The organism is Kitasatospora sp. NPDC048662 (assembly GCF_055587065.1).
The window spans coordinates 391,571-417,378 of the sequence record NZ_JBVJHA010000006.1; the positions used below are offsets into that span (position 1 = coordinate 391,571).

Annotated in this window: 27 protein-coding genes; 19 read left to right on the forward strand and 8 right to left on the reverse strand. The window is 74.8% G+C overall.

The window, feature by feature from the left end; genetic code table 11:
* Nucleotides 1–81: 81 nt before the first annotated feature.
* From ACZ6R9_RS20000 to ACZ6R9_RS20030, 7 genes are read left to right on the forward strand one after another with little or no spacing between them, the layout of a single operon-like run.
* A complete protein-coding gene (locus ACZ6R9_RS20000; RefSeq protein WP_465539290.1) occupies nucleotides 82–531 on the forward strand; it encodes a Na+/H+ antiporter subunit E in 450 nt (149 codons plus the stop codon).
* The gene (locus ACZ6R9_RS20005; protein WP_465539292.1) at nucleotides 528–809 is read left to right on the forward strand and encodes a monovalent cation/H+ antiporter complex subunit F; all 282 of its coding nucleotides are present in this window, start codon (nucleotides 528–530) and stop codon (nucleotides 807–809) included. Before ACZ6R9_RS20000 ends, ACZ6R9_RS20005 begins: the two co-directional genes overlap by 4 nt.
* Complete coding sequence (locus ACZ6R9_RS20010; RefSeq protein WP_465539294.1) at nucleotides 806–1,111, forward strand: cation:proton antiporter; 306 nt, start codon at nucleotides 806–808, stop codon at nucleotides 1,109–1,111. Before ACZ6R9_RS20005 ends, ACZ6R9_RS20010 begins: the two co-directional genes overlap by 4 nt.
* Nucleotides 1,108–1,374, forward strand: coding sequence for a Na(+)/H(+) antiporter subunit B (locus ACZ6R9_RS20015; protein ID WP_380482677.1), 267 nt, complete (start codon nucleotides 1,108–1,110; stop codon nucleotides 1,372–1,374). The genes ACZ6R9_RS20010 and ACZ6R9_RS20015 overlap by 4 nt, the downstream gene beginning before the upstream one ends.
* Nucleotides 1,371–2,108 (forward strand): MnhB domain-containing protein, encoded by a 738-nt coding sequence (locus ACZ6R9_RS20020; protein ID WP_465539297.1) that lies wholly within the window; start codon nucleotides 1,371–1,373, stop codon nucleotides 2,106–2,108. Before ACZ6R9_RS20015 ends, ACZ6R9_RS20020 begins: the two co-directional genes overlap by 4 nt.
* Nucleotides 2,109–2,453 carry a sodium:proton antiporter gene (locus ACZ6R9_RS20025; RefSeq protein WP_380482681.1) on the forward strand — a complete coding sequence of 115 codons (345 nt, stop codon included), beginning with the start codon at nucleotides 2,109–2,111 and terminating at the stop codon, nucleotides 2,451–2,453.
* A 4-nt stretch (nucleotides 2,454–2,457) separates the two neighbouring features.
* On the forward strand, nucleotides 2,458–4,323 hold the full coding sequence (locus ACZ6R9_RS20030; protein ID WP_465539299.1) for a complex I subunit 5 family protein: 1,866 nt from the start codon (nucleotides 2,458–2,460) through the stop codon (nucleotides 4,321–4,323).
* 64 nt (nucleotides 4,324–4,387) lie between these two features.
* Here ACZ6R9_RS20030 and ACZ6R9_RS20035 read toward each other — a convergent pair whose 3' ends face one another.
* A complete protein-coding gene (locus ACZ6R9_RS20035; protein ID WP_465539301.1) occupies nucleotides 4,388–4,933 on the reverse strand; it encodes an alpha/beta fold hydrolase in 546 nt (181 codons plus the stop codon).
* Here ACZ6R9_RS20035 and ACZ6R9_RS20040 point away from each other — a divergent pair.
* From ACZ6R9_RS20040 to ACZ6R9_RS20070, 7 genes are all read left to right on the forward strand, one after another.
* The gene (locus tag ACZ6R9_RS20040) at nucleotides 4,818–5,162 is read left to right on the forward strand and encodes a TetR family transcriptional regulator C-terminal domain-containing protein (RefSeq protein ID WP_465539392.1); all 345 of its coding nucleotides are present in this window, start codon (nucleotides 4,818–4,820) and stop codon (nucleotides 5,160–5,162) included. The genes ACZ6R9_RS20035 and ACZ6R9_RS20040 overlap by 116 nt on opposite strands.
* Before the next feature lie 282 nt (nucleotides 5,163–5,444).
* The gene (locus ACZ6R9_RS20045) at nucleotides 5,445–7,241 is read left to right on the forward strand and encodes a thiamine pyrophosphate-requiring protein (protein WP_465539303.1); all 1,797 of its coding nucleotides are present in this window, start codon (nucleotides 5,445–5,447) and stop codon (nucleotides 7,239–7,241) included.
* A gap of 5 nt (nucleotides 7,242–7,246) precedes the next feature.
* On the forward strand, nucleotides 7,247–7,744 hold the full coding sequence (locus tag ACZ6R9_RS20050; RefSeq protein WP_465539305.1) for a hypothetical protein: 498 nt from the start codon (nucleotides 7,247–7,249) through the stop codon (nucleotides 7,742–7,744).
* 3 nt (nucleotides 7,745–7,747) lie between these two features.
* A complete protein-coding gene (locus ACZ6R9_RS20055) occupies nucleotides 7,748–10,084 on the forward strand; it encodes a GMC family oxidoreductase (RefSeq protein WP_465539307.1) in 2,337 nt (778 codons plus the stop codon).
* Nucleotides 10,081–11,214, forward strand: a complete 1,134-nt coding sequence (locus tag ACZ6R9_RS20060; protein ID WP_465539309.1) for an enolase C-terminal domain-like protein — start codon at nucleotides 10,081–10,083, stop codon at nucleotides 11,212–11,214. The genes ACZ6R9_RS20055 and ACZ6R9_RS20060 overlap by 4 nt, the downstream gene beginning before the upstream one ends.
* 65 nt (nucleotides 11,215–11,279) lie before the next feature.
* Nucleotides 11,280–11,681 (forward strand): hypothetical protein, encoded by a 402-nt coding sequence (locus ACZ6R9_RS20065; protein WP_380482694.1) that lies wholly within the window; start codon nucleotides 11,280–11,282, stop codon nucleotides 11,679–11,681.
* Complete coding sequence (locus ACZ6R9_RS20070) at nucleotides 11,674–11,883, forward strand: CsbD family protein (RefSeq protein ID WP_380482696.1); 210 nt, start codon at nucleotides 11,674–11,676, stop codon at nucleotides 11,881–11,883. The genes ACZ6R9_RS20065 and ACZ6R9_RS20070 overlap by 8 nt, the downstream gene beginning before the upstream one ends.
* Nucleotides 11,884–11,982: 99 nt before the next feature.
* On the opposite strand, the gene ACZ6R9_RS20075 is transcribed toward ACZ6R9_RS20070, so the two are convergent.
* Nucleotides 11,983–12,993 carry an SDR family oxidoreductase gene (locus ACZ6R9_RS20075; protein WP_465539312.1) on the reverse strand — a complete coding sequence of 337 codons (1,011 nt, stop codon included), beginning with the start codon at nucleotides 12,991–12,993 and terminating at the stop codon, nucleotides 11,983–11,985.
* Nucleotides 12,980–13,561, reverse strand: coding sequence for a DUF6328 family protein (locus ACZ6R9_RS20080; protein WP_465539314.1), 582 nt, complete (start codon nucleotides 13,559–13,561; stop codon nucleotides 12,980–12,982). The genes ACZ6R9_RS20075 and ACZ6R9_RS20080 overlap by 14 nt, the downstream gene beginning before the upstream one ends.
* 205 nt (nucleotides 13,562–13,766) lie before the next feature.
* Here ACZ6R9_RS20080 and ACZ6R9_RS20085 point away from each other — a divergent pair, with 205 nt between their 5' ends.
* A complete protein-coding gene (locus ACZ6R9_RS20085; RefSeq protein WP_380482702.1) occupies nucleotides 13,767–14,453 on the forward strand; it encodes an HAD family hydrolase in 687 nt (228 codons plus the stop codon).
* 283 nt (nucleotides 14,454–14,736) lie between these two features.
* On the opposite strand, the gene ACZ6R9_RS20090 is transcribed toward ACZ6R9_RS20085, so the two are convergent.
* Nucleotides 14,737–15,894 (reverse strand): AI-2E family transporter, encoded by a 1,158-nt coding sequence (locus tag ACZ6R9_RS20090; protein WP_465539317.1) that lies wholly within the window; start codon nucleotides 15,892–15,894, stop codon nucleotides 14,737–14,739.
* A gap of 763 nt (nucleotides 15,895–16,657) precedes the next feature.
* Here ACZ6R9_RS20090 and ACZ6R9_RS20095 point away from each other — a divergent pair.
* Entirely contained in the window at nucleotides 16,658–16,900 is a 243-nt protein-coding gene (locus ACZ6R9_RS20095; protein ID WP_380482706.1) for a hypothetical protein, read from the forward strand.
* A gap of 179 nt (nucleotides 16,901–17,079) precedes the next feature.
* Here the strand turns inward: ACZ6R9_RS20095 and ACZ6R9_RS20100 are convergent, their stop codons facing one another.
* On the reverse strand, nucleotides 17,080–18,033 hold the full coding sequence (locus tag ACZ6R9_RS20100) for a TIGR03557 family F420-dependent LLM class oxidoreductase (RefSeq protein WP_465539320.1): 954 nt from the start codon (nucleotides 18,031–18,033) through the stop codon (nucleotides 17,080–17,082).
* Nucleotides 18,034–19,856: 1,823 nt separating this feature from the next.
* On the reverse strand, nucleotides 19,857–20,072 hold the full coding sequence (locus ACZ6R9_RS20105; protein WP_380482709.1) for a hypothetical protein: 216 nt from the start codon (nucleotides 20,070–20,072) through the stop codon (nucleotides 19,857–19,859).
* A 243-nt stretch (nucleotides 20,073–20,315) separates the two neighbouring features.
* On the opposite strand from ACZ6R9_RS20105, the gene ACZ6R9_RS20110 reads away from it, so the two are divergent.
* Together ACZ6R9_RS20110 and ACZ6R9_RS20115 are read left to right on the forward strand one after the other, a co-directional pair.
* Nucleotides 20,316–20,534 (forward strand): hypothetical protein, encoded by a 219-nt coding sequence (locus tag ACZ6R9_RS20110; RefSeq protein WP_465539322.1) that lies wholly within the window; start codon nucleotides 20,316–20,318, stop codon nucleotides 20,532–20,534.
* A gap of 339 nt (nucleotides 20,535–20,873) precedes the next feature.
* Nucleotides 20,874–21,449 carry a hemerythrin domain-containing protein gene (locus ACZ6R9_RS20115; RefSeq protein WP_380482713.1) on the forward strand — a complete coding sequence of 192 codons (576 nt, stop codon included), beginning with the start codon at nucleotides 20,874–20,876 and terminating at the stop codon, nucleotides 21,447–21,449.
* A gap of 139 nt (nucleotides 21,450–21,588) precedes the next feature.
* On the opposite strand, the gene ACZ6R9_RS20120 is transcribed toward ACZ6R9_RS20115, so the two are convergent.
* On the reverse strand, nucleotides 21,589–24,204 hold the full coding sequence (locus ACZ6R9_RS20120) for a SpoIIE family protein phosphatase (RefSeq protein WP_465539325.1): 2,616 nt from the start codon (nucleotides 24,202–24,204) through the stop codon (nucleotides 21,589–21,591).
* A gap of 115 nt (nucleotides 24,205–24,319) precedes the next feature.
* Between ACZ6R9_RS20120 and ACZ6R9_RS20125 the strand changes: the two genes are divergently transcribed.
* Complete coding sequence (locus ACZ6R9_RS20125; protein WP_380482717.1) at nucleotides 24,320–24,886, forward strand: type 1 glutamine amidotransferase domain-containing protein; 567 nt, start codon at nucleotides 24,320–24,322, stop codon at nucleotides 24,884–24,886.
* A gap of 309 nt (nucleotides 24,887–25,195) precedes the next feature.
* Here the strand turns inward: ACZ6R9_RS20125 and ACZ6R9_RS20130 are convergent, their stop codons facing one another.
* Nucleotides 25,196–25,765 carry a TetR/AcrR family transcriptional regulator gene (locus tag ACZ6R9_RS20130; RefSeq protein ID WP_380482718.1) on the reverse strand — a complete coding sequence of 190 codons (570 nt, stop codon included), beginning with the start codon at nucleotides 25,763–25,765 and terminating at the stop codon, nucleotides 25,196–25,198.
* Between the last annotated feature and the right edge of the window lie 43 nt (nucleotides 25,766–25,808).

Consider the following 25,808-nt stretch of genomic DNA (forward strand, 5'->3'; position numbering starts at 1 on the left):
GCCGGGCCCGGCGGGCCGGGCACCGCTAGCGTCCTGCGGGACCGGGCAGCGACCGGACGGGGAGAGGACGGGGAGAGGCACATGCGGTGGTGGACGGCGGTGGCCGAGACGACCCTGTGGTGGGTCGTGCTGTGCGGCCTGTACACCGTGCTGATCTCCACCGTCGACCCGTTGGAGCTGCTGGTGGGAGCGCTGGCCGCACTGCTCGGTGCGCTTGCCGCCCGCCCCGCCCGCCGGTCCTCCGGTGCGCGCACGGGCGGCGCGGCGGGGCTGTGGCCGGCGTTGTGGCGCTGGCCGTTCTCGGTGCTCGCCGACACCTGGCGGCTCGCCGTCCTCACGCTGCGCCCGTCCCTCGCCCGTCCTGGTTTCCGTGACCTGCCGTTGCCCGAACGCACCGGCGCCGCTTGGGCGTTGGCACTGTACTCGGCGACCCCGGGCGGCTACGCGGTGGCCGCCGACCCGGCCCGGGTGCACGTCCTGGCGGACGAACCCCGAATGCTGGAGCGGGCGTTGACGGGCCGTCGAGGGTGAGCGCCTGGCTGGTGGCCGCAGCCCTCGACTCCGCGGTCCTCGCACCTTGTCTGTGGCGCTGCACGATCGGCGCGCCCGAGGAGCGGCTCGCCGCGGTGGCGCTGGCCGGCCCCGTGGTGACGGCGCTGTTCCTGCTCCTCTCGCAGGGCTTGAACCGTCCCTCCTACGGCGACCTGGCGCTGGTGTCGGCCGTCCTCGCCCCGGCCGGGACGCTGGTGTTCACCCGACTGCTGGCGGGCGATCCGCACCACGAGACCACCGACGAGGAGGCCGGGTGACGGGGCGTCACACTGCGGCGCTGGCGCTGCTGTCCGCCGGGTGCGCGGCGCTGCTGCTCGCGGGGGCGTCGTTCGCCCGGCTGCGGGGGCGCTACCTGCGGCTGCACGCACTGTCGGTGGCGAGCACCCTCGGGGTGCCGTTGACGGCCGCGGCGGTGGCGGTGGAGACCGGGCCGGGCCGGGTCGCGCTGAAGCTGCTGCTGATCGGCGCCCTGGTGCTGACGACCGGCCCGGTCACCACGATGGCGATCGGTCGCCTGACGGTCCATCAGGACCCGTCGCGGGAGGAGGATCCCCGGTGACCGGCCTGATCGCCGTCGCGCTGGCACTGACCGCCGCGTTCGCCACCCTCGCCGCGCTGACGCGTGACCCGGCCCGGCAGGCCGTGGTGCTGGCCGGTCTCGGCCTCGCCCTGGCGTTCCTGTTCACCACCCTCCAGGCGCCGGACGTGGCCCTGTCGCAGCTCGGCGTGGGCACGGCGATCACGCCGCTGCTGATCCTGCTGACGGTCCGCAAGGTGCGCCGCCGACAGGACGACGAGCCCGGCGACCGGGAGCGGCGGTGAGACCCGCCGTCCGGCTCGCCCTGTTCGCCCCGGCCGCGGCCGGCCTCGCGGCCGCGTTCACCGCCGCCGCGCTGCGCCTGCCGGTCTTCGGCGGCGACCAGCACCCGTACGGGACGAGGGCGGTGGCGGCGGCTCTGGCGCACCGGACGGCGAACGCGGTGTCCTCCGTCAACTTCGACCAGCGGGCGTTCGACACGCTCGGCGAGGAGTCGATCCTGTTCGCGTCGGTGCTCGGCGCGACGCTGCTGCTGCGCCTGGCCCGGGACGAGCACCACCGCCGCCCGGAGCCCGCCCGGGTGCTGCCCAGCACCCGGCTGCTCGGGGCGGGCCTGCTGCCGTTCACGCTGCTCACCGGCGTGTACCTGGTCGCGCACGGGGCGCTCAGCCCGGGCGGCGGCTTCCAGGGCGGCGTGGTGCTGGCGACCGGTCTGCACCTGGCGTACGTCGCCGCGGACTACCGGGCGCTGCGCCGGCTGCGGCCGCTGGCGGTGCTGGACGTGGCGGACGCGGTCGCGGCCGGGTCGTTCGCGGCGCTCGGGCTGGTGGGCCTGGCGGCGGGCGGGGCGTACCTGCAGAACGTGCTGCCGTGGGGGACGTTCAACACGCTGGCGTCGAGCGGGCTGGTCGCGGTGGTGAACGCGGTGGTCGGGGTGGAGGTGGCGTGCGGGGTGGTCGTGCTGCTGGCGCACTTCCTGGAGCAGGCCGTGGAGACGGCGGAACGGAGTGAGGGCTGAATGGGCGTCCTGGCGTACCTGGCGGCGGGCTGGATCCTGCTGGCCGGCTGCTACGGGCTGGTGACCAGCCGGAACCTGATCCATGCGGTGGGCTGCCTGGCGGTGTGCCAGTCGTCCACGTACGTGCTGCTGTTGGCGGTCGGCTACCGGGCGGGGGCGACCGCGCCGGTCTTCGCCGACGTGCCGACGGACACGCCCGTGGTCGATCCGGTGGTGCAGGCGTTGGCGCTGACCGACGTGGTGGTGGGCGCCACCGTGACGGCCCTGCTGCTGGCCCTGGTGATTCAACTGCGCAAGCGGCACGGCACGGTGGACCCGCAGCGGCTGACCGGCCTGCGGGGCTGACGGAGTGCCGGGGGCCGCCACGCCGCTGCCGCTGTCCGCCCCGCTGCCGGACGCGGCGGCGCTGCTGCCGCTGTCCGTCGCGGTCCCGCTGCTGGGCGCGGCGCTGCTGGCGGCGGCCGGACGGTGGCTGCCGCGCACCGCGCGGGACGCGCTGGCCGGGTGCTGCGCGCTGGCACAGGTGCTGTGTCTGGTCGCCCTGTGGGTGGGCACCGGTGACGGGGTGTCGGTGTCCTGGCTGGGCGGCTGGGCTCCGGTGGGCGGCTCCTCGGTGGGGATCGTGCTGGCGGCGGACCGGATCGGCGTGCTGCTGGCGCTGCTCGCGGCCGTGCTGGTGCTGGCGGTGGTCGGCTACTCGTGGCGGTACTTCGAGGAGCCGACCGGCCGGAAGGGCGGGGTGTATCCGGCGCTGCTGCTGCTGTTCTCCGCCGGGATGTGCGGGTTCGCGCTCACCGCCGACCTGTTCGACGCGTTCGTGTTCTTCGAACTCATGGGCGCCGTCGCGTACGCGCTGACCGGCTACCGGATCGAGGACCCGCGGCCGCTGCACGGCGCACTGGCCTTCGGCATCGTCAACTCGCTGGCCGCGTACTGCTCGCTTCTCGGCATCGGCCTGCTGTACGCGCGCACCGGCGAACTCGGCCTGGCCCAGCTCGGGCAGGCCCTCGACGCCCGCCCGCCGGACGCGCTGGTGCGCTGCGCGTTCGTCCTGGTCCTGGCCGGGCCGCTGGTGAAGGCCGCCGCCCTGCCGTTCCACTTCTGGCTGCCGGACGCGCACGCGGTCGCGCCCAGCCCCGTGTGCATGCTGCTGTCGGGCGTGATGGTGGAGCTCGGCGTGTACGGGACCGCGCGTATTTTCTGGACGGTGTTCGCCGGCCCCGGCGGGGTACCGGCGGACGCGGTGCGGCCGGTGCTGCTCGCGCTGGGCGTGCTCACGGCGCTGGTCGGGGCGGTGATGTGCTGGCAGCAGCGGCACCTGAAGCGGCTGCTGGCGTTCTCCACGGTCGGTCATGTCGGCCTGTTCCTGGCCTCGTTCGCGCTGCTCACCCCCGCCGGGGTGACGGGCGCGGCGGTGTACCTGGCCGGCCACGCGGGCTGCAAGGCCGCGCTGTTCGGGCTGTGCGGCGTCCTGCTGGACCGCTTCGGCTCGGTCGACGAGCACGGGCTGTTCGGCCGTGGGCGACAACTCCCCTTCGCCGCCGCACTGTTCGCGCTCGGCGGGCTGGCCCTGGCCGGGCTGCCGCCGTTCGGCACCGGCCTCGGCAAGGCACTGGCGGAGGACGCCGCCGGCGCCTGGTCGTGGTGGCTGCCCGGCCTGTACGTGCTGGTGTCGGCGGTCACCGGCGGCGCGGCACTGCGGGCCTGTGCCCGGGTGTTCGGCGGCTGGGGGCGGCACCCGTCCGAGCGGCCCGGCGAGCCGGAGACCACCGGCGAGGGCGAGGAGCCGGAGGTCCGCGACCCGACCCGCCCGCTCCCGCCGCCCGTCCTGGCCGTCCCCGCGCTGCTGCTGGCCGGCTGCCTGGCGATCGGCCTGTGCCCGCCGCTGGACCGTCAACTCGCCTCCGCCGCCGCGCGGTTCACCGACCGCCCCGGCTACCTCGACGCCGTCCTGCGCGGCGTCACCGCCCTGCCCGCCCCGGCCTCCCCGCCCGCCGACTGGACCACCGCCGGCGTCCTGCTCGGCCTGCTCTCCACCGCCCTCGCCAGCGCCCTCGCCGCCGGCGCCCTGCGCGGCCCGCTCCCCGCCCCCACCTGGACCCGCCGCACCGTCCGGGCCCTGCGCCGCCTCCACTCCGGCCTGCTGGGCGACTACGTCACCTGGCTGCTGGTCGGCCTGGCGGGCCTGCTCGCGGCGATCACCGCCCTGGCCTGAACCGAGGAGGCGTCAACTCGCCGCACGCTCCTCCCCCGTCGCGGCGAACGGCGCCGAGGGGGCGTCAACCGGCCGCGCGCTCCGCCTCCGTCGCGGCGAAGAACGCCAGCAGCCGCTCGTTGACCAGCTCCGGGCACTCCAGCGTCAGCCCGTGGCCCGCACCCGCCACCATCTCCGCCCGCACGTTCGGCAGCAGCGCGTTGACGCGGGCCAGCACCCTGCGCGGGCGCAGCAGAGCACTGCGGGCGCCGATCAGGACGAGGGCGGGGACGGTGACGGCGCGAAGTTCCTCGTCGGTGAACGGGGGTGCGGCGGGGCGGCCGGTGGGCTTCCAGGTGCGCATGGCGAGCATCATCGGGGCGAGCATCTCGGGCGGGGCGACCAGCGCGGGGTTGGCGAGCAGGCGGGCGAGGGCGGGGCGCAGGCGGCGCGGGGCCAGCATGCCGAACAGGCCCGCGACCATGTGGAAGTAGAACCGGACCGGCACCTTCTCGATCCCGCCCGGGTCCAACGGGGCGGGTGGCGGCGGTGGCCCGGACGCGGTCCCCACCGACGAGGAGAGCCGCACCTTCCACCTCGTCCACACCGCGTACGCCGTCCTCTCGGTCACCGACCCGGCCCTCGCCGGGCAGCCCTTCCTGGCCGCCCCCGACGAGATGGAAGCCTTCCTGGTCGCCCACCTCACCGCCGCCGGCATCCCCGACCCCCACCACGAGGCCGTCGCCCTCCTCGCCCTCTCCGCCGGCCTCGGCCTCAGCGTCCTGCTCGCCCAGCGCACCCCCGAGGCCGCCACCGCCGTCCTGCACCACCACCTCGCCCGCCTGTTCCGCGCCCCCTGATCCCGCTCCCTCCGGATGGCCCCCGCCGGGCCGGCGGCCCCCCGGTCGGCTGGACGGCCGACGGCGTCGCCGCCACCGGCAACGGCCGCACCACGCTGACCGCCGTCGTGATGTGCGCGAGCTGACCTCCGGCACGGCCCCGGAGCGGACGGTTCCCGAACGGCGCGCGCGGGGAGGTCCCGATCGAGGCCGCGCCACGGCGGGCGCGCCGGACGTTTCCGTTCCGGATGAGTGGCCAGACGCGCGGAGAGGTTTGTTCGCGTCTGAAGGAGGGACGTCCCCGTGTCCAGGAACGTGGCCGATCAGGTGTTGGGGCGACTGCGGGAGTGGGGGGTGGAGCAGGTCTTCGCGTACCCGGGGGACGGGATCAACGGGCTGTTGGCGGCGTGGGGGCGGGCCGGGAACGAGCCGGTGTTCGTGCAGGCCCGGCACGAGGAGATGGCGGCGTTCGAGGCGGTGGGGTTCGCCAAGTTCTCCGGCGAGGTGGGGGTGTGCGCGGCGACCTCCGGGCCGGGTGCGATCCATCTGCTGAACGGGTTGTACGACGCCAAGCTGGACCATGTGCCGGTGGTCGCGATCGTCGGGCAGACCGACCGCTCCGCGATGGGCGGCTCGTACCAGCAGGAGGTGGACCTGCTCAGCCTGTACAAGGACGTCGCGTCCGCGTACTGCCAGATGGTGACGGTCCCCCAGCAGCTGCCCAATGTGCTCGACCGGGCGATCCGCACCGCCGCGCTGTACCGCACCGTCACCGCCGTGATCATCCCGGCGGACGTGCAGGAACTGGCCGAGCAGGCCCCCGAGCACGCGTTCAAGATGGTGCCGTCCAGTCTCGGGCTCCCGCACTCCCGGCCGGTGCCCGAGGACGCCGACCTGGACCGGGCCGCCGAGGTGCTGAACGCCGGCACGAAGGTCGCCATGCTGGTCGGCCAGGGCGCCCGGCACGCCCGTCCGCAGCTGGAGCAGGCCGCGGACCTGCTCGGCGCGGGAGTGGCGAAGGCACTGCTCGGCAAGGACGTACTGCCCGACACCCTGCCGTACGTGACCGGCTCGATCGGGCTGCTCGGCACCCGGCCCTCGTACGAGCTGATGCGGGACTGCGACACCCTGCTGACCGTCGGTTCGAGCTTCCCGTACACCCAGTTCCTGCCGGAGTTCGGGAAGGCCCGGGCGGTGCAGATCGACGCGGACCCGTTCATGGTCGGGCTGCGCTACCCGTACGAGGTCAACCTGGTCGGCGACTCCGCGGACACCCTGTCGCGGCTGCTGCCGCTGCTGCGCCGCAAGAAGGACCGCGACTGGCAGCGGGGCATCGCGAAGAGCACCGAACGCTGGTGGCAGGTGATGGAGGCGCGGGCGAAGGTCCCGGCCGACCCGATCAACCCCGAGTACCTGGTGCACGCCCTGGACGCGCTGCTGCCCGACAACGCCATCGTGGCCGCCGACTCCGGCTCGGCCGCCAACTGGTACGCCCGGCACCTGCGGATGCGCGGCAGCATGCGCGGCTCGCTGTCCGGCACCCTCGCCACCATGGGCCCGGGCGTGCCGTACGCGATCGGCGCCAAGTTCGCCCACCCGGACCGGCCGGTGGTGGCGATCGTCGGCGACGGCGCGATGCAGATGAACGGCATGGCCGAACTCGTCACTGTCGCACGGTACTTCGAGCAGTGGACGGACCGCAGGCTGGTGGTGTGCGTACTCAACAACGGCGATCTCAACCAGGTCACCTGGGAGATGCGGGCCATGCAGGGCGCCCCGCAGTTCCTGCCCTCGCAGTCGCTGCCCGACGTGCGCTACGCGGACTTCGCCGAGTCCGTCGGCCTGCGCGGCCTGCGGGTCGAGGAGCCGAAGAAGGTCCACGCCGCCTGGGAGTGGGCGCTGACCGCCGACCGGCCGTGCGTGCTGGACGTGCGCACCGACCCCGCGGTGCCGCCGATCCCGCCGCACGCCGAGTGGTCGCAGATCAAGGACGCCGCCGAGTCGGTGCTGCGCGGCGACAGCGACCGCGCCGCCGTGGTGAAGCGGGGCCTGCGCGCCAAGCTCGCCGAACTGCTGCCGCACCGTTCCGGAAGCCGGTGAGGACGGTGACGAAGGCAGCCGGTGCGCCAGCGGCCACGTCCTTTCCGGCCACGTCCTTTCCGGCCACCGCCCTGGAGGCCCTGCGCACCGGCCGGTTCCAGCGTTCGCTGGCGCTGGCCACCGCCGGCGGATCGCTGGTGACCGCCGCCGAGATCTACCTGGAGCACGACCGGGCGGGCTTCGGCAACCGGATGATGTGGTGGCCGGTGCTGCTCGGCCCGGTCGGCGCCGCCGCCGGGGTGGCCGGCGCCGTGGACGAGCGGGCCGCGCGCACCGTGCTGCCCGTGGTGTCGGCCGCCGTCGCCGCCAACGGCGTGCAGGGCTTCTGGCTGCACCTGCGCGGGCTGCTGGAGAAGCCCGGCGGGTGGCGGATGGCCCGGTTCAACCTGGAGACCGGCCCGCCGCTGTTCGCACCGCTGCTGATGGGCATGGTCGGCGGCCTGGGCCTGGTCGCCGCCGTGCTGCGCCGCGAGGACACCGCCCTTTCGACGGACGGGAGTTGAGCGATGGAACGGTTCCCCGGCCATCGCTCGCTGGACCGGCGCCGGCACTGGGACCCGGTGACCGCCGCCGTCGTCACCGCCCGGGTCGCCGGCCCCCGACCACCGCTGCGGCTGTTCTCCCCCGCCGAGGAGGCCTGCGCCCGCGCCCTGCTGAACCGGCTGCTCGACGATCCGCCGGTCGACCTGCTGCCGATGATCGACGCCCGGCTCGCCGAGCGCGAGACCGACGGCTGGCACTACGCCGACCTGCCGCCCGACGACCGGGCCTGGCCCGAGACGATGCGCGCCCTGGACGAGGACGCCCGCGCCCTGCCCGGACGCACCGCCTTCGCCGAGCTGACGGAGCGCCAACAGACCGGCCTGGTCGAGAAGGTGCGCCGCGCACACCGCTGGCACGGCTGGCCCGCCAGGCACGTGTGGAGCCTGTGGACGCGCTACGCCTGCACCGCCTACTACAGCCACCCGAACGCCTGGGACGAGATCGGCTTCGGCGGCCCCGCGTTCCCGTCCGGCTACGCCCGGCTCGGCATCGGCCGCCGCGAACCGTGGGAGGTCGCCGACGCGCACCCGCGGGCACCGGACGCCCAGAAGCCCGATCCGCCGCCGCTGCCCGCCGTCACCGACCCCGCCCGGCACAGCGAGGCGAAGGCCGCGCTGGCCACGCTCCGGCAGACCACCCGCCGGCAGCGCTCGGTGCGCCGCCGCAACGCCTCCGCCTGGCTGCTGCCGCCCGGCGGACTCGGCTTCGACCGTCAACTCCTCGACCGCATGCGGATGTTCCACGACGAGGACGAGGTGGACCTGGTGATCGTCGGCTGCGGCGCCGGCGGCTCGGTGCTCGCCCAGCGGATGGCCCGGGCCGGCTGGTCGGTGGTGGTGCTGGAGGCCGGGCCGTTCTGGGACCCGCTGCGGGACTGGGTGAGCGACGAGTACGGCTCGCACCACCTGTACTGGACCGAGCCGCGGGTGCTGGCGGGCCGCGACCCGGTGCCGATGGGATCGAACAACTCCGGCCGGGGCGTGGGCGGTTCGATGGTGCACTTCGCCGGGTACACGCCGCGCTTCCACCCGTCCGACTTCGAGACGTACAGCCGGGACGGCGTGGGCGTGGACTGGCCGCTGGACTACGCCGACCTGCGCGAACCGTACCGGCGGCTGGAGGCCGAACTGCCCGTCGCCGGACAGTACTGGCCGTGGGGCGAACCGCACGCCTACCCGCACCCGCCGCACCCGGTGGGCGGCAACGGCGAGGTGTTCCTGCGCGGCGCGGCGGCACTCGGCATCGAGGCCCGGGTCGGACCGGTGGCGATCTCCAACGGCCGCTTCGGCCGCCGCCCGCACTGCGTCTACCGGGGCTTCTGCCTCCAGGGCTGCAAGGTCAACGCGAAGGCCTCCCCGCTGATCACCCACCTGCCGGACGCGCTCGCGCACGGCGTGGAGATCCGCGCCGACGCGATGGCGGCCGCCGTCGAACTCGGCCCCGACGGCCTGGCCTGCGGCGTGCGCTACCTGCGCGGCGGCCGCGAACACCTTCAGCGGGCCCGCACCGTGGCCGTCGCCGGGTACGCGATCGAGACGCCCCGGCTGCTCCTCAACTCAACGGGAAAGCGTTTTCCGCACGGCCTGTGCAACGACCACGACCAGGTCGGACGGTACGTCATGGTGCAGGGTGCGCCGCAGACCTCCGGCCGCTTCGACCAGGAGATCCGGATGTACAAGGCGCCACCGCCGGAGGTCTCCACCGAGGCGTTCTACGAGACCGACCCGGCCAAGCCCTACCGGCGCGGCTTCACCATCCAGAACATCTCGCCGCTGCCCATCACCTGGGCCGAACACGTGGTCGCCCAGGGCCACTGGGGCCCGCAGCTGCGCCAGTACCTGTCCGACTACGTGCACTGGGCGACGCTCGGCGCGATGGCCGAACTGCTGCCGCAACCCGGCAATCGCGTCACCCTCGCCGAGGAGAAGGACCGGCACGGGCTGCCCGTCGCGCACTTCGCGTACTCGCAGTGCGACAACGACCGCCGACTGATCGCCGCCGCCCGCGGCGTGATGGAGGCCCTGCTGGCCGCCGCCGGGGCGAGCGAGGTGATCACCATCGACCGGTACGCACACCTGGTCGGCGGCTGCCGGATGGCCACCCGCCCCGAGGACGGCGTGGTCGACCGGGACCTGCGCAGCTTCGCGGTGCCGAACCTGCTGATCACCGACGGCAGCGTGCTGCCCACCCAGGGCGCGGCCAACCCTGCGCTCACCATCATGGCCCTGGTCGACCGGGCGGCGTCCGTTCTCGCCGCCGGCGCCCGCAGCGGCCTGCGCACCCCCGCGGAGGCCTCATGACGAGCCGTCGGCCCGAGTTCCCCGTCGATCGCCTCACGGTGCGGGTGTACACCGTCCCCACCGACCGTCCCGAGGCCGACGGCACCTTCTCCTGGCACACCACCACCCTGGTGCTGGTGCAGGCCCACTGCGGCCCCGCCACCGGCCTCGGCTGGACGTACGGCGCGCCGGCCACGGCCGCGCTGGTCCGCGAACCGCTGGCCGCCGCGGTGCTCGGCCGGGACGCGCTCGACACCGCCGGTGCCTACGAGGCGATGCGCCGCGCCCTGCGCAACGCGGGGCGCCCGGGCGCCGGCACGTACGCGCTGTCGGCCGTGGACGTCGCGCTGTGGGACCTGGCGGCCCGGCTGCTCGGCCTGCCGCTGGTGCGCCTGCTCGGCGGGCGGTCCCGGCCGGTGGCGGTGTACGGCAGCGGCGGGTTCACCAGCTACCCGGACCGGGTGCTGGAGCGTCAACTGCGCGGCTGGACCGACCGTCAGGGCATCCCCCGCGTCAAGATCAAGATCGGCGAGGCATGGGGCACCCGCCCCGAACGCGACCTGGAGCGGATCGCCGCCGCCCGGCACGCGATCGGCCCCGGCACCGCGCTCTACGTGGACGCCAACGGCGCGTTCACCGCCAAGCAGGCGATCCGGCTGGCCGACGCCTTCGCCGAGGACGGGGTGACCTGGTTCGAGGAACCCGTCCCGTCCGACGACCTGCCCGGCCTGGCCGCCGTCCGCGCCGCCGTCTCCTCCGACGTGGCGGCCGGCGAGTACGGCGACGAACCCCGGTACTTCGCCCGCCTCGCGCCCGCCGTGGACTGCCTCCAGGCCGACGCCACCCGATGCGGCGGCCTCACCGGCTTCCTGCGCGCCGCCACCGTCGCCGAGGCCGCCGGGGTGCCGCTGTCCGCGCACTGCGCGCCGCACGTGCACGCGCACGCCGCGGCGGCCCGGCCCGGGGTGCGGCACCTGGAGTGGTTCCACGACCACGTCCGGGTCGAGTCACTGCTGTTCGACGGCGTCCTCGACCCCACGGGCGGCACCGTCACCCCCGGCGCGTCCGACGCCTCCGGCCACGGGCTGCACCTCGCCACCGAGCGGGCCGAGTCCCACCTGACGGCCGCCTGGACCCTGCCCGCCGATTGAGCGCAGGGCCACGGGGCAGACGCCGCATGCAACGGAGCAACGGAGCAAGCGAAAGGACAGGACCCATGCTGCTGCTGCTCGGACTCCTCCTGTTCGCCGCATCCGGCGCGTTCGCCGGGCTGCTGATCGCCGACAACCTGGGCGGCGGACCCGAGACGGGCGTGACGGTGCTCGGCCAGCACATCGCCACGATCAGCACCCTGGGCGCGTTCCTCGCCGGAATCGCCCTGACGCTGATCTTCTGCGCCGGTCTGCTTCTGATCCGCAGCGGCCTGCACCGGCGCCATCGCTACGTCCGCACGGCCGCCGCCGGTGGGCCGGTGACCGTCGGCCGCACCGCCGGTCCACCGAGCTCGGGCACCGCCGATCCGCTGGGCACGGGCACCGCGACCCGTCCACCGGCGCGCAGCGACCGGGCAGCCGTTTCACCCACTGACCATCGCGAGAAGGGGCACCCTCATGAGTGACGCCTCCGACAGGATCAAGCACCGGGCCGAGGAAGCCGCCGGCGCCGCCAAGGAGAAGGCCGGCTCCGCCACCGGCAACGAGCGGCTGGAGCACGAGGGCCGCGCCGACCAGACCGAGGCCCAGACCAAGCAGACCGCCGACCGGGCGAAGGACAAGATCAAGGAGGGCACCGACCGGGTCAAGGGCGCCTTCAAACACTGACCCGCACGCCCGCACGCCCGCCCGCCCGCCCCCGACGATCAGGACGATCTGTCGGGGGCGGGCGGGCGCGTCGGTCTGCGACCGGCTCGATCGTGCCGGTCAGCCTCGGCGGCGGCGCAGGCCAGCGCCGAGGACGACGCTGGTGAGCAGCGCGGCAGCGGCCAGCGGGACGCGGTGGCGGTCGGCCCAGGCCTGCGGGGTGTGGGCGTGCGCCTCGTCGTCGAAGCGGCCGTGAGCGCCGTGGTCGGTGACGGCGTCCTGCGGGGTCCACAGGTTGTCAGGGGCGCCGGGTGGGCTGTCCTGTTCGGTCTGCTGGGCGTCGAAGCCGGTGCGGGCCAGGTAGCGGTCCAGCAGCCCGGGGGCGACCGCGTTGGCCAGCAGGGTGGCGACGGTGGACGCGCCGACCCGGTACTCCCGGCGGCCCGGGTGGTCGGCGGCGTACAGGATCGCGCGGGCGATCGGTTCCGGCTGGTACACCGGCGCGACCGGCCGGGCTCGGCGGGGCAGCCGGGAGCGCACCCAGTCGAACTGCGGGGTGTTGACGGCGGGCAGCTGCACCATGGTGCAGCGCACCGCGGTGCCCTGGTGCAGCAATTCGCAGCGCAGCGCCTCGTGCCAGCCCTGGAGGGCGTGCTTGGCGCCGCTGTAGGCACTCTGCAACGGGATGCCGCGGTAGGCGATCGCCGAGCCGACCTGCACCACGCTGCCGCGGTCGCGGGGCAGCATCCGGCGCAGCGCCGCGCGGGTCGCGTACACGTAGCCGAGGTAGGAGACCTCGGTGACCCGGCGGAAGTCGGCCGGGCTGATCTCCATGAACGGCGCGAACACGGACGCCAGGGCGGCGTTGACCCAGATGTCGATCGGCCCGAGGGAGCGCTCGACGCTCTCGGCGGCGCGCTCCACGGCCTCCGGGTCGGCGAGGTCGACAGTGATCGCCACCGCCCGGACGCCGGCCTCCCGGGCCTCGGCGAGGGCGGCGTCCAGTCCGGCGCGGCCCCGGGCCAGCAGGGCCACCCGGTCGCCGCGGGCGGCGAAGGCGCGGGCCGCGGCGCGTCCGATGCCTGCGGAGGCGCCGGTGATCACGACGGTGCGGGGTTCACTGGTTGTCATGGCGGGCGTCTGACCGTCCGGGGGCGGCGGAAACCCGGCCGTGGTCGTCGTCCGCGTCGTCCTGCGGGGCGTCGTCCTGCGGGTGGTGGAAGTGTCCGTTGCGCCGGATCAGCAGCATCGGCAGCAGCAGCCACCACAGCGCGAACCAGACCATCACCCCGGCGACGATCAGCCCGGCCGCCGGGGCGCCGAGGGCGACGTTCAACAGCAGGAGCAGCGCCGAGCCGATGGTCAGTGCGAGCAGCACCACGCCGAGGGTGACCACGCGGGCGGTGGCGTCGACGAGTTCGGGTTTGAGGCGGCGGCCGGCCAGCAGCCGGTGGTAGGCGACGGGGGCGATCAGGGCGCCGGTGGCGAGGCCGCCGAGCACGACCGTGACCACGTAGAGGTCGCGCTGGAAGGTGGAGAGGGTGGCGAAACGCGGCATGAACACCACGCTCAGCAGGAAGCCGAACAGGATCTGCGCACCGGTCTGCGCCACCCGGACCTCCTGGAGCAGTTCCGTCCAGCGCCGGTCCGCGCGCTCGTTCGGGGTCTCGTGCCGGCCCCTGCCGTCCTCGGGCGTCATCGTTGCTCCTTTCGCGCTCGCGTCTGTCCGCAGCGCCGGGCCCGGAAACGGCCGGTCAGATCGCGCTCACGTCTGTCTGCGACGCCGGACCCGGAAACGGCCGGTCCGACCGGTGCGGCGTGTGGGGGCGGGCGACGGGGGTAGACGGGCCGACGCGCCGGAACGGCTCCGGCGGGACCCCGGACCGCCCCGAGGAGGAGACGCCATGGCAGTGGACCCGGCAGCCGCACTGTTCGACGTGGACGGCACTCTGGTGGACACCGCGTACCTGCACACCCTCGCCTGGTGGGAGGCCCTGAGGCAGTACGGCCACCGGCTGGCGGCCGCACCGGTGCACCGCGCCATCGGCATGGGCTCCGACCAGTTGCTCGCCCACCTGCTGGGCGACGGCCGGGACCGCTCGGAGGACGACGCGATCGCCGCCGCCCACCTCGCCCTGTACGCCCAGCACTGGCCGGGCCTGCGGGCCTTCGACGGCGCCGCGGACCTGCTGCGTGCCTGCGCCGGACGGGGCTGGCGGGTGGTGCTGTGCACCTCCGCCTCGGGCCGTGAACTCGACGTGCTGCGGGCGGTGCTGGACGCGGACGAGGCGGTCTTCGCGTTCACCGACGCGGATTCGGTGTCGGCCTCCAAACCGGCCCCCGACCTGGTGCGCACCGCCCTGGAGCGGGCCTCGGCGCCCCCCGAACGGGCGATCTTCGTGGGCGACAGCGTCTGGGACGTGCGCGCCGCGAATCGCGCGGGCACACCGTGCGTGGCCGTCGAGACGGGCGGCTTCGCCGGCGACGAGTTGCGCGCCGCGGGCGCACTGGAGGTGCACGCCTCGGTCGGCGAGCTGCTCGATTCGCTGGACGACAGCGTGCTGGCCCGCCCCAGGGCGGACGCCCGATGAACGCCGCACGGCGGCGGACGGCCCGGGGCGGACGCCCGGTGAACGCCGCATAGGGCCCGGCCCGGGGCGGACGCCCGGTGAACGCCGCATAGGGCCCGTCGGCCTCGGCCCGATCTGCCGGGCCCGATCTGCCGGGCCCGGTCGGCCGCCGTGGGCCAACCGCCGGCGCCGGTCGTCCTGGCGGGTCACGCGCGGGGCGCATGACGGGGCCGAACCTGCGCGCCCGGCTCTCGTTGACCACTTCTCGCGCGCTCGGCGCACGCAAGCCGCTGCCGCACGCCCCTCAACCGCCGCCCGACCCACTTCCCGGTGCGCGCAGCTCGCGGAACACCGCCCACCCCACCGACAGCACCGGCACTGCGACGGCCGCGCCGACGATCCCGCCGAGGGTGCCTCCGACGGCGACCGCCAGGGCGACCGCGACGGGGTGCAGGCGCACCGCCCAGCCCATCACCAGGGGGTGCAGGACGTGGCCCTCCAGCTGGCCAATCACCACGATCATGGCGAGCACCACCAGCGCGGTCACCGGCCCCCTGGTGGCGAGCGCGACCAGCGAGGCGATGGCCAGCGCGATCGGTGAACCGATCAGCGGGATCAGCGCCGCAACGAACTCCAGGAAGGCCAGCGGCACCGCGAGCGGTACACCGAGCGCAGCCAGTCCGACGCCGACCAGGACGGCGTTGGTGCCCGCGACCAGGAACAGGCCCCGGGTGTAGCCGGCGAAGGTACGCCACGCGGCGTGGCCGGCCCGCCGCCACACACTGCCGGTGCGAGTGGTCAGCAGGGAGGTCCCCCAGCCCCACATCCGCTCGCCCGAGAACGTGAAGAACACCGCGCAGAACAGCGCCAGCGCACCGCCGGCCACCGCCTCGACCACCCAGCCCGCACCGGTCACGGCCGTGGACAGCACGGCCTGCCGGTGGGTGCTGAGCAACTGGCCGAACCGCTGCCGCAGGTCGCCGAGGGTGCCGGCCCGGGCGTGGAACGGCGGGCCCTCCAGCCAGTGCTCCAGCCGGTCCAGCCCACCGCGCACCTGGCCGCCGAGCTGCCCGGACTGAGAACGGACCACCACCGCGATCAGCGTCCCCAGCCCGGCGAGCAGCACCAGCGAGCCCAGCACGGTGAGCAGCACCGCGAGCGCGCGCGGCATCCTGTGGGCCAGCAGGTCGACGGGCGGGCGCAGCACGGCGGTGACGACCAGCGCGACGAAGACCGCCACCACCGGCAGCAGCAGCCGGCTGACGATCAGGTACCCGGCGTACCCGGCGACCGCGACGGCCAGCAGCCGCCAGGCGCGCCCGGCCACCCGTTCCAGCCCGGTCGGCCGCACCGGAACGGTGGTTTCACGTGCGAGCGCCGCCCGCCGCCGCGGTCCGGCCGGCCGACTGCCGAGCGGCGCACGGGTCCTGCCGTCCCGCCGACCGCCTGTGCGTCCGGGCATCACTGTCCCTCCTCCGGCCGCCGCGTCTGCCCGGCCGCGCCACCCCTAGCCTCGCCGCCCCGGTCGGCTTTCGCAGCGCACGCAACGCAGCCACGCCCGACCGCACCACCGGCCACCACCGACCACCTCCAGCCCCCCGCTCCCCACCTCCGCCCCGGGCCGTCCTCCCCCGCACGCGGCCCGCCGGAGCCCTCTGCCCGCCCACCGTCCGTCCCCGGCTGCCGCCGCTGCCCCGTCGGCCCGACCCGTTTCGGGACGGGCGGCGCAGGACACACGGAGGAAGCAGCCGGTCACGGGTACGCGGACGTGGACGACGGCTGGGAGTGGTCGCCGGAACTGCTTGCCCTTCGGGCCACCCTGGTGGCCCGGTGATGACCGCCCGGGCGCAGTGCTGCGAGGACCTCGGCCTGATCGAACCGGATGACCGGACCGAGGACTTGCCGGTGGTGCGCGGTGTCCGCCGCCGACTCCGTGAGCGGCCCGCCCCGCGGGTCCGGCTGACCGATCGCGGCTGGCCGGTGCTGATCGACGGCCCGGTGGAGCTGCTGCTGCCGGACGGAACCACACTGCACTGCGACCGGCCGGTGGTCGCCATCTGCACCTGCCCGCCGCAGCCGCCGCTGTCCGCTGTCCGTTGTGTGGCACCAGTCACCGCCGCTGCGGCCGTCCGCGCCCCGCTCCGTCGCCGTCGCCGTAGCCGTTTCCGCCGCCCACTCCCGGGCAGAAGTCGGATAAGCACAAAAGGGGAGGAATTGCACGGCAGATGGAGGTGGACACCATGGGGCAGCTCAGCGTTCCGGTGATCTGCGGACTCTCCGGCGATCTGGCCATTCCCGCCCTGCAGGTGGTCCGATTGCTGCGGGCGCTGCCCGAGGAGTGGCAGGAGTGGGCGGGCCGTGACGACAACGAGCTCGACCCGGTGACCGCCTCGGCGCTCGCCGATCTGGTCCGCCAGCTCGCCGACCAGATCGACCTGGCCTGCATCGAGATCGCCAGCACGGACTGACCGACCGACCAACGGCCCGACGAACGGACCGACCGACGCACTGGCGCACCGACCGACGGCCACGACCGGACCGACCGGACCGAGGCGACGCGCCGACCGACCAACGCGCCACGACCGGAGCGACCGGCGGCCGGGTTCCGCATCGCACCGGACCCGGCCGCCGCACCCGTCGCGATCCGTCAGCTCGTCAACTCCGGTAGCACGCGCTGCCGGTAGCAATCGAAGAACTCCTCGACGTGGCCGCCGATCTGGCCCACGTACACCTCGTCGAACCCGGCCTGCAGGTACGGGCGCAGCAGCGCCAGGTGTGCCTGCGGGTCGGGGCCGTTGCCGCCCGACTCGGCGGCCGCGGACTCCGGAACCAGTTCGATCGCCTGCTCGAAGTGGTGTGGTGTCGGCAGGAGTTGGTTGAGTTCGCCGGGCAGGTACTCGCTGGCCCACAGCCGGTGGCGGGTGGCGACGGCACGCTGTTCGTCCGGGGCCCAACAGGCTTTCGTCCCGGCCAGGGTCGGGCCGGTGCCGCCGGACTCCCGGTAGGCGCGTAGCAGTTCGGCCTCGGGCACGGTGGTGACCAGCCCGTCGCCGAGGTCGGCCGCGAGCTTTGCTGCGCGCGGTCCAAACGCTGATACGTACAGCGGGAGTTCGCCGTCGGGGGCGGTGTACAGCCGGGCATTGTCGACGGTGTAGTACCGGCCGCGATGGTTGACAGTGCCCCCGGCGAACAGTGCGCGGATCACCCGCACCGCCTCCGCGAGCATCTCCGCCCGCTCCGCGAACGACGGCCAACGGCCGCCCACCACATGCTCGTTCAGCGCTTCGCCGGTGCCGAGCCCGAGCCGGAACCGGCCGCCGGTCAGCACCCTGGAGGTGGCCGCGGCCTGCGCTGTCACCACCGGGTGCAGGCGGACCGTCGGACAGGTCACCAGCGTGGTCACAGGCAGCGCGGAGACCTGCGAGATCGCTCCGATCATCGACCAGACGAACGGGCTGTTGCCCTGGGCGTCCGTCCACGGATGGAAGTGGTCGGAGATCGCCAGCCGGGTGAACCCGGCCTGCTCGGCCCGCCGTGCCTGGTCGAGCAGTTCGGCAGGCGCGTACTCCTCGCACGACAGGAAGTAGCCGTACTCCGTCATGCCGCCGCCCTCCCCCGAAGGGCACCGTTGCCGCGCACGCATCGGACGCGGGTGCGGCGACACCGCTGCGGCGGACAGCGGAACTGCCCGCCCGGGGCGAGCGCCGTCCGACGGCCTGGCCGGTGCGTCACGCGGGTCCCGGGTCGGCCGACTGCCGGGGTCGAGGGGGTCCGTCCTGACAGCATGGTTCCTCCAGAGGTCAGCTGATTGCTGTCCGAGCGGCTACCCGGCCCCCCGGAGCGGAACCACCTCCGCCCGCTGCCCACACCCGGCAGGTGGTGGCGGCGGAGGCGGAGCCCAGGCCGACGCCCGGCAGGCGGCGCCGCGACACGCCGCGCCCCGGCTCAACGCCCGCACCTGCGGTCGGGGTGCAGACCTACGAGAACGGACAGCGCGATGAACGGCAGCGACTTCACGAAGCTGTGCACGCGCCGCTCCGCCACCGCGCCCGCCGACCGGCCTACGGTGCACAATTCCCGGAGCCCGGCGGCCCCGTGCGTCCCCGCACCCGCGATCAGCACCGCCAGGCAGCGCCGGACCGACCTCGCACAAGCAGGACGGCCCTCAACGGCGCCCCCACCGACGGTCAGCATCGCCCGCGCACCGCCCGATCGACCTCGCCCAGCAGCACAGCCTCGACGACGGCCCGGCCCGGTCCTCAACGTGCCCCGCCATCCGTTCGATCCTCGGCCGCCACCAACCCAGCGACGCCCGGCCCGCGCCAGCGGGGTGGCAGCAGCCCGCCCCACCCGCGTTCAGCACCGCCAGACAGCGCGGATCGGCCTCGCACAGGAGGACGGCCCTCGCCAACGGCCCTGCCGCCGGTCAGCACCGCCCGCACCGCCCAGCAGCACGGCCTCGACGACGGCCCGGCCCGGCCATCAACGTGCCCCGCCATCCGTTCAATCCTCGGCTGCCGCCAATACAGCAACACCCGGCCCGCGCCGGCGGGCACCAGCGCATACCGCAGCCACCGGCCCGTCCCACCCGCGTTCAGCATCGCCGGACCGACCTAGCACAAGCGGGACGGCCCTCGACGGCGGCCCTGCCCCGGCCATCAACGCCATGCAAGCCGCCAACCCCCGCGCCCCCGCAGCCCGCTCAAGCCTTGGCCGCCGCCAACCCCCGCACCCCCGCAGCCCGCTCGATCGTCGGCCGCCACCAACACAGCGACACCCGGCCCGCGCCAACGAGGCGACAGCGCCAAGGCCGCGCCGGACCGGCCTCGCACAATAGGACGGCTCTCGACGGCGGCCCTGCCCCGGCCATCAACGCCATGCAAGCCGCCAACCCCCGCGCCCCCAAAGCCCTTCAAGCCTTGGCCGCCGCCAACCCCCGCACCCTCGCAGCCCGCTCGATCGTCGGCCGCCACCAACACAGCGACACCCGGCCCGCGCCAACGAGGCGGCAGCACATACCGCAGCCACCGGCCCGTCCCACCCGCGTTCAGCATCGCCAGACAGCGCGGATCGGCCTTGCACAAGCGGGACGGCCCTCGACGGCGACCCTGCCGCCGGTCAGCACCGCCCGCACCGCCCGATCGGCCTGCCCAGCAGCACGGCGGCGACCCGGCGCCCGCTATCAGCGCTGTGTGGAACTCCAACCCCCGCGCCCCCGCCACCCGTTCGATCCTCGGCCACCGCCAACACGGCGACGCCCAGTCCGCGCCGGCGGGCACCAGCGCATACCGCAGCCACCGGCCCCTCGCCGCCTCCCGTACACCCCCGTACCTCCGCGCCCCGGCACTCGGCCGCCTGGTTCCTAGGGTGAGCGGCGGCGACGGGGCGGTCGGGCCGACTCTCCTCGCCGTGCACACCGACCTGTCACGGCGCTCGGACGTCGGCGTCGGGCGGCTCGGGATCGGCCGGGTTGCCGGTCTCGGCCTTGGGCTCCGCTGCCGCGCCCTGCCCGTGCTTCACCTCGGTCGGGGTCGGCGCGACGGTCGGCGCGCCGTCCTTCTCGCTGAGATGCTGTTCCTGACGTTCCGGCAGGTCGGGGTCCGGATGCTGCGGCGACGACGTGCGGTGTTCGGTGGCCATGACGGTACGCCCCTTCCCATCGTTCTCGATCTGTCCTCGGCCGCTGCCGCGCCTACCCGCCGGGATCGGCGCCAATCCGTCCGACGCACCGCACCATCCGTCGGGGTTTGGCATCCGCGCCTCCGGTGTAGACGCTGGTCGGCCCGCCTCCTGGCGGAGCCCGGCGAGGAGTCCCGAGCAGCCCCGACCGCACGGGCCGGGACAGTCGCCGACCGCTCACTTCCGGTTTGGATCCCACCCCCCATGGCCGACCCCGCGACCCCCGCTCCCTCACCCGCCGACCGGGCCCGCAAACAGGGCCTGCGCGACCCGTCGATCGATCAACTCCCCGAGGACCGCCCGGAAACCGAGCCCGGCCCCGAGCCCGAACCTGACTCGGACCGGGCCCGCCCCCGCCACCACCGCAGCATCGACGACCTGAAACTCCCGCCACCGGACCACCCGGACCACCCCCAGCCGTGACGGTCTTCAGTCGGGCCGACACCAGCCACCCTGCGAGGTCAGCCCCGGCCGGAGGCCTGACGGCGGGGCACCCGGACAACGGATGACAACGGATGCCCGCCCGCGACACGAACGACCGCTCCCGGAGTCGCGAAGCAAACGGAAAGCGCTTACCACGCTCGGCCTCGCTCAGTACGGCGACAGCTTGGAAAGCGCTTGCCGAACCGGGCCGGCGGGTCGGCGCCGCGGCAACCGGAAACCGCTTTCCGCAGGTCGGCGGCACAGCGCGGTTTCGCGTGCGCGAACTCGGGCAGGCGCAGTGAGGAGGGGCGGGTACCGCGGACGAAGAGGTGCGTGACGATGACGGTCGAGCGGGAACTGGACCTGTTGGAGCAGCTGACCACCGATCACGAGGTGCTGCGGGTGCGCTTCAGTGAGCTGGCGGGTCTGCCGTTGGGCGATCCGCAGCGGGACCGGCTGGCGTTCCTCACCGCCGACACGCTGGTGCGGCATCTGGCGGCGGAGGACGAGTATCTGTACCCGATCGCGCGCGACGGACGGCCGCCGCACGACGACGCGGTGGCGCACGGGTTGCAGACGCATGCGGCGCTGTACGGGCTGGTGCGTGAGTTGCAGGCGACGGCGCCCGGCTCGGCCGAGTTCGACCGCCTGCTCGCCCGGCTGATCGAGCAGGCGACGGGGCACTTCGGACTGGAGGAGGCCCAGTTGTTCCCGACCGTCCGCACGCACGCCGCCCCGCCCCGTCTGCAGGCGCTGGGCGAACAGGCCCGGGAGACCGAGCGGACCACCTCGCCCCATCCCCGACCGGCCGGACCGCGTGACACCCTGCCTCCGGACGACCTGGTCGCCCCCGAACTGACCTGGCACGAACGCATGCACCGCCTGTTCCGCTTCGGCGACACCCGCGAGAACTGACCCAAGCCCCGCCCCCACCACCCCGACCGCACCTCACACCCGCACCCGCACCCGCACCCGCACCGACACCCCGCGCCCCCTGCGGCGCCCCTGCGGCCACCCCGCGCCGCGCGACTCGCCCTCCCCCGAGGCCCTCGCGTCACGCGCTCGTCCCCGCGCCCGTGAAGCGGATCGCGAGAACGCAGGTGTCATCGACGGGGTTCGGGGCGCCGAGGCGGCGCAGGAGGTGGTCGAGGAGGCCTTCGAGATCCGGCGGGCGATATTCGTTGCAGGCGTGGAGGAGCCGGTCGAGGGCGGTGGCGAGGTCGGTGTTGCGGCGGGCGATCAGGCCGTCGGTGTACAGGAGGAGCCGGTCGCCGGGGGTGAGCCGGAGTTCGGCGGTGCCGTAGCGGGCCCGGGGGGCGACGCCGAGGATCATGCCGGCGGGCGGGTCGAGCGGGCGGGCGCTGTCGCGGTGCAGCAGGACGGGCGGCAGGTGGCCGGCGCGGGCCCAGGTCAGCCGGCCGGTGCGGGGGTCGAGGCGGGCGACGGCGGCGCCGGCGATGTGGTCGGCGCGCTGGTGGCAGAGGATCCGGTTGAGGCGGTCGAGGATGCGGGCCGGTTCGGGTGCGTCGTAGGCGATGCCGCGCAGCGCGTGGCGGAGTTGGGACATCGCGGCGGCGGCGGGCAGGCCGTGTCCGGAGACGTCGCCGACGACGAGCAGGACGGTGCCGTCGGGCAGGTCGAGCAGGTCGTACCAGTCGCCGCCGACCTTGGCCTCGCGTTCGGCGGGCAGGTATCGGTAAGCGCTTTCCAGGCCGGTCACCGGCCGCCCGGCGGGGGCGCCCATCAAAGCCTGTTGCAGGGCCCGGACGGCGCGCTGTTCGCCGCCGGTGCGGCGGCGCTGGTCGGCGAGGCGGTCGCGAGTGTCGCTCAGGGCCTGTTCGGCGCGCCGCCACGGGGTGACGTCCTGGACCACGCCGGCCAGCGCGAGCAGGCGACCGTCGGGGGTGACAGTGGGCTCGCCCAGGGCACGCAGGCAGCGCTCACCGTCGGGGGCGCGGACGGCGAAGTCGACGGGTTCGGCGGTCCGCCCGGCCAGCAGGTCGGCGGCGGCGGCGCGGACGGCGTCCCGGTCGGCGGGGACGACGGCGGCGAGCGCCGTGCGCGGGTCGAGCCGGGTGGTGCCGACGGGAGCGCCGAACAGCGCGGGCACGCCGTCGGAGCAGCTGAGTCCGCGCTCGCCGGGTCGCCACTCCCAGGTGCCGAGCCGGGCGAGTCGGGCGGCCTGAGCAGCCTGGACGAGGTGTCGTTCGGCTTCGTCGTGGGAGCGCCAGGTGACCAGCAGGCCGTCCTGGAACGGGATGGCGTGCAGGGTCATCGCGGTGGCGCGGGCGCTGCCGGCCACCGTTTCGACGTAACGTTCCGCCTCGCCCAGGTAGGGGACGCCGTCCTCGGCGGCGGCCCGCAGCCGCTCGAACGCGCCGGACCCGACCATGCCGGGGTACAGCTCGGACAGTCGGCGTCCGCGCAGTTCGGCAGCGGTCCGGCCGGCCAGGTCGACGGTGGCGGCGTTGGCGTGTTCCACCACCAGGTCGGTGACCGGCCCGCCGGGTTCGCGGACGGCGCGCAGCACCAGGACGGGGTCGAGCAGCCCGTCCAGCACGGCCCGGAACCACGGCGCACCGGCGGGCTCGAAGACCTTCAGGTCGGGCGCCTTCGGGGCGGGGGCGCCGGCCGGGAAAGGGTCGGCCGGATCGGGGACGGCCGGGGACGGTCCGGGCAGCCGCGCCAGCGTGTCGGCGGTGAGGTCGGCGAGCGCGGCGAGGTGCGCTTCGGCGGCGCGGCTGGGGCGGTAGCGTTCGGCCCAGCCGATCTTCATGGCCCCGATCAGCCGGTCGCCGTCCTCGCCGTGTGCCCGCAGCGGCAGTGCGCAGACGGTGACGCCGGGGACCAGGTCCTCGCCCGCGAGGTCGGGGTAGCGGGCGGCGAACTGGCGGCGGTCGGCGACCCAGACGACGCGTCCGGTGCGCAGCGCCTCGGTCAGCGGCACTTTGGTGCGCAGCGGAATCCGTTGCCACTGGCTGAGTTGGCCCGCCGTCACCCCGTGTGAGCCGACCAGTCGCAGTGCGCCGTCCGGTTCGCGGGCGGCGAGCACGACGGCCTGGGCGCCGAGCGGGGCGAGCACGGCCCGGTGCAGACGTTCGGCGAGTTCGTCGGCGTTTCCGGCGGTGGCAGCGGCGGCGGCGGCGAGGTGGTAGCGGGTGGCGAGTTCGGCCTCCCGGTCGGCCCGGTCGGACGGTCGCACCGGTGCCTCGTCGGCGGCGGCAAGGTCCGGGGCGGCGGCGTTCAGGGCGTCAGCGCCCGGTCGGGCCGCGCTCGGGACGTCCGTCTCGGTGTTCTCCGGGGTGCGGGCGGCGGGGCGGGGCGCGGCAGCGGCGACCAGGTCGGCGGCGATCTGCGCGAGTTTGCGGTTCTGCTGCTGGGAGCGGCGCACCAGTTCCCCGAACGCCTCCTCGGGCGTGCAGCCGACCCGTCCGACCAGCAGTCCCTTGGCCTGTTCGATCACGGCCCGGGTGCGCATCGCGGACCGCAGGCCTTCCAGTTCGGTCCGCAGCCGGTCGACGGTGGCCTCCATCGCGGGCGATTCCTCGCCTGCGGGCGACTTGCCGCCGGCCGGCCGCCCGTCGGCCTCCGACCGCTCTTCACCGACCGCCACGGTCTCCTCGCCTCCGCTGTCCTCGGGCCCCAACCTGCGCTGTCCCTTTTGTGGCATTTCATCCTATTTTCGCGGGAGCCCGATACGCCCGCCGAGGCCGGTTTGGCGGGTGGCGATCGCGGTGAGACGCGGCGCGAGGGGGCCGGACGGATCACGGAGCGGAGGAGTCGAGATGAAGGAGCTGGACGGCGTCACCGTCGCATTCCTGGCAGCGCCCCAGGGGACGGAGCAGGTCGAGCTGACATCGCCGTGGCAGACGGTCGCGGACCACGGCGGCACGCCCCGGCTGGTGTCGACGAAGGCGGGGCGGATCCGGGCGTTCCACCACCTGGACCGGGCGGACGCGTTCACGGTGGACGCGGTGGCCGCGGACACCTCGGCCGCCGACTTCGACGCACTGGTGTTGCCGGGGGGCGTGGCGAATCCGGACTTCCTGCGCACCGACCGGCACGCCGTGGACTTCGTCGGCGGCTTCTTCGCGCGCGGCAAGCCCGTCGCGGTGATCTGCCACGGCCCGTGGACGCTGATCGAGGCCGGCGCGGTGCTCGGCCGCACCCTGACGTCCTGGCCGAGCCTGCGCACCGACCTGCTGAACGCCGGCGCGAACTGGGTGGACCAGGAGGTGGTGATCTGCGTGGACGGCCCCAACACGCTGGTGTCCAGCCGCAAGCCGGCGGACCTGCCCGCCTTCGAGCGCGCACTCGTGGACGCCTTCGCCGGCCACCGGGCCGAGGTCTGAGCGACCCGGGGCGGCAGCCCGGCCGAACCCCGCCCGGAGCCCGACGCGCAGGACCCCACCCCGCACGCGCCGGAGCCCCGGGCCCTGCGCGCTCCGGACGGTCGGCCGAGGACCGCCCCGCCGGCGCCCGCACCAGCACGTCCCGCACGGATCGCCCAGCGCCGCGCCCACGCCCACGCCCCGAGGAACCGACCCCTCGGCGAACAGTGCGGCAAGGCCGGCCGGGCACCGTACGCGGAGGAGCTGCGCGCCCACGCGGCACGCTGCGCCGTCAACCGTCAGCCGTCAGCCGCCGCCCCGCTTCGGCGGTCAGCCCCCGAGGTGGTGGGGCGGGCGGTCGAGAATGAGCGCGCCGGCGCGGTCGATCACCTCGGCGCGGGTGCGGCCGGGGTGGTCGGCGGCGAGGAAGTGGCTGCCGATGGCCGTGCAGAAGGCCAGCAGGCTGCGGGCCTCGATCTCGTCGGGGTCGGTGCAGAAGGTGCCGATCACCTCGCGCAGCAGGCCCATGCGCGTGTTGTCCACGTGGCGCAGCCGCTCGGCGACGGCCTGGTCGCGGCGGGCCCAGTCGCGGACGGCCAGGTCGATGGGGCGCAGCCGCTCGGAGAAGGTGAGTTTTCCGGCCAGGCGCGCCCGGTCTCTGAGGTCGCCGCCCCGGTCGTCGAGTTGAGTGAGGACGTCGTCGGTGGCCTCCCGCTCCCAGGTGTCGAGCATCTCTCCCAACAGGGCGTCGCGGTCGGCGAAGTAGCCGTAGAACCCGCCCTTGGTGACGCCGAGGGATTTGGCCAGAGCTTCGACGCGTACGGCGTCCACGCCGCCCGAGGCCAGTGCCGACAGGCCCGCCTCGACCCACTTCTCGCGCGGTGTGCGCAGTGCGCCCATGTGTGTGCCACCTCACAATCCCGTCCGTTGTGCGGATCCGTAC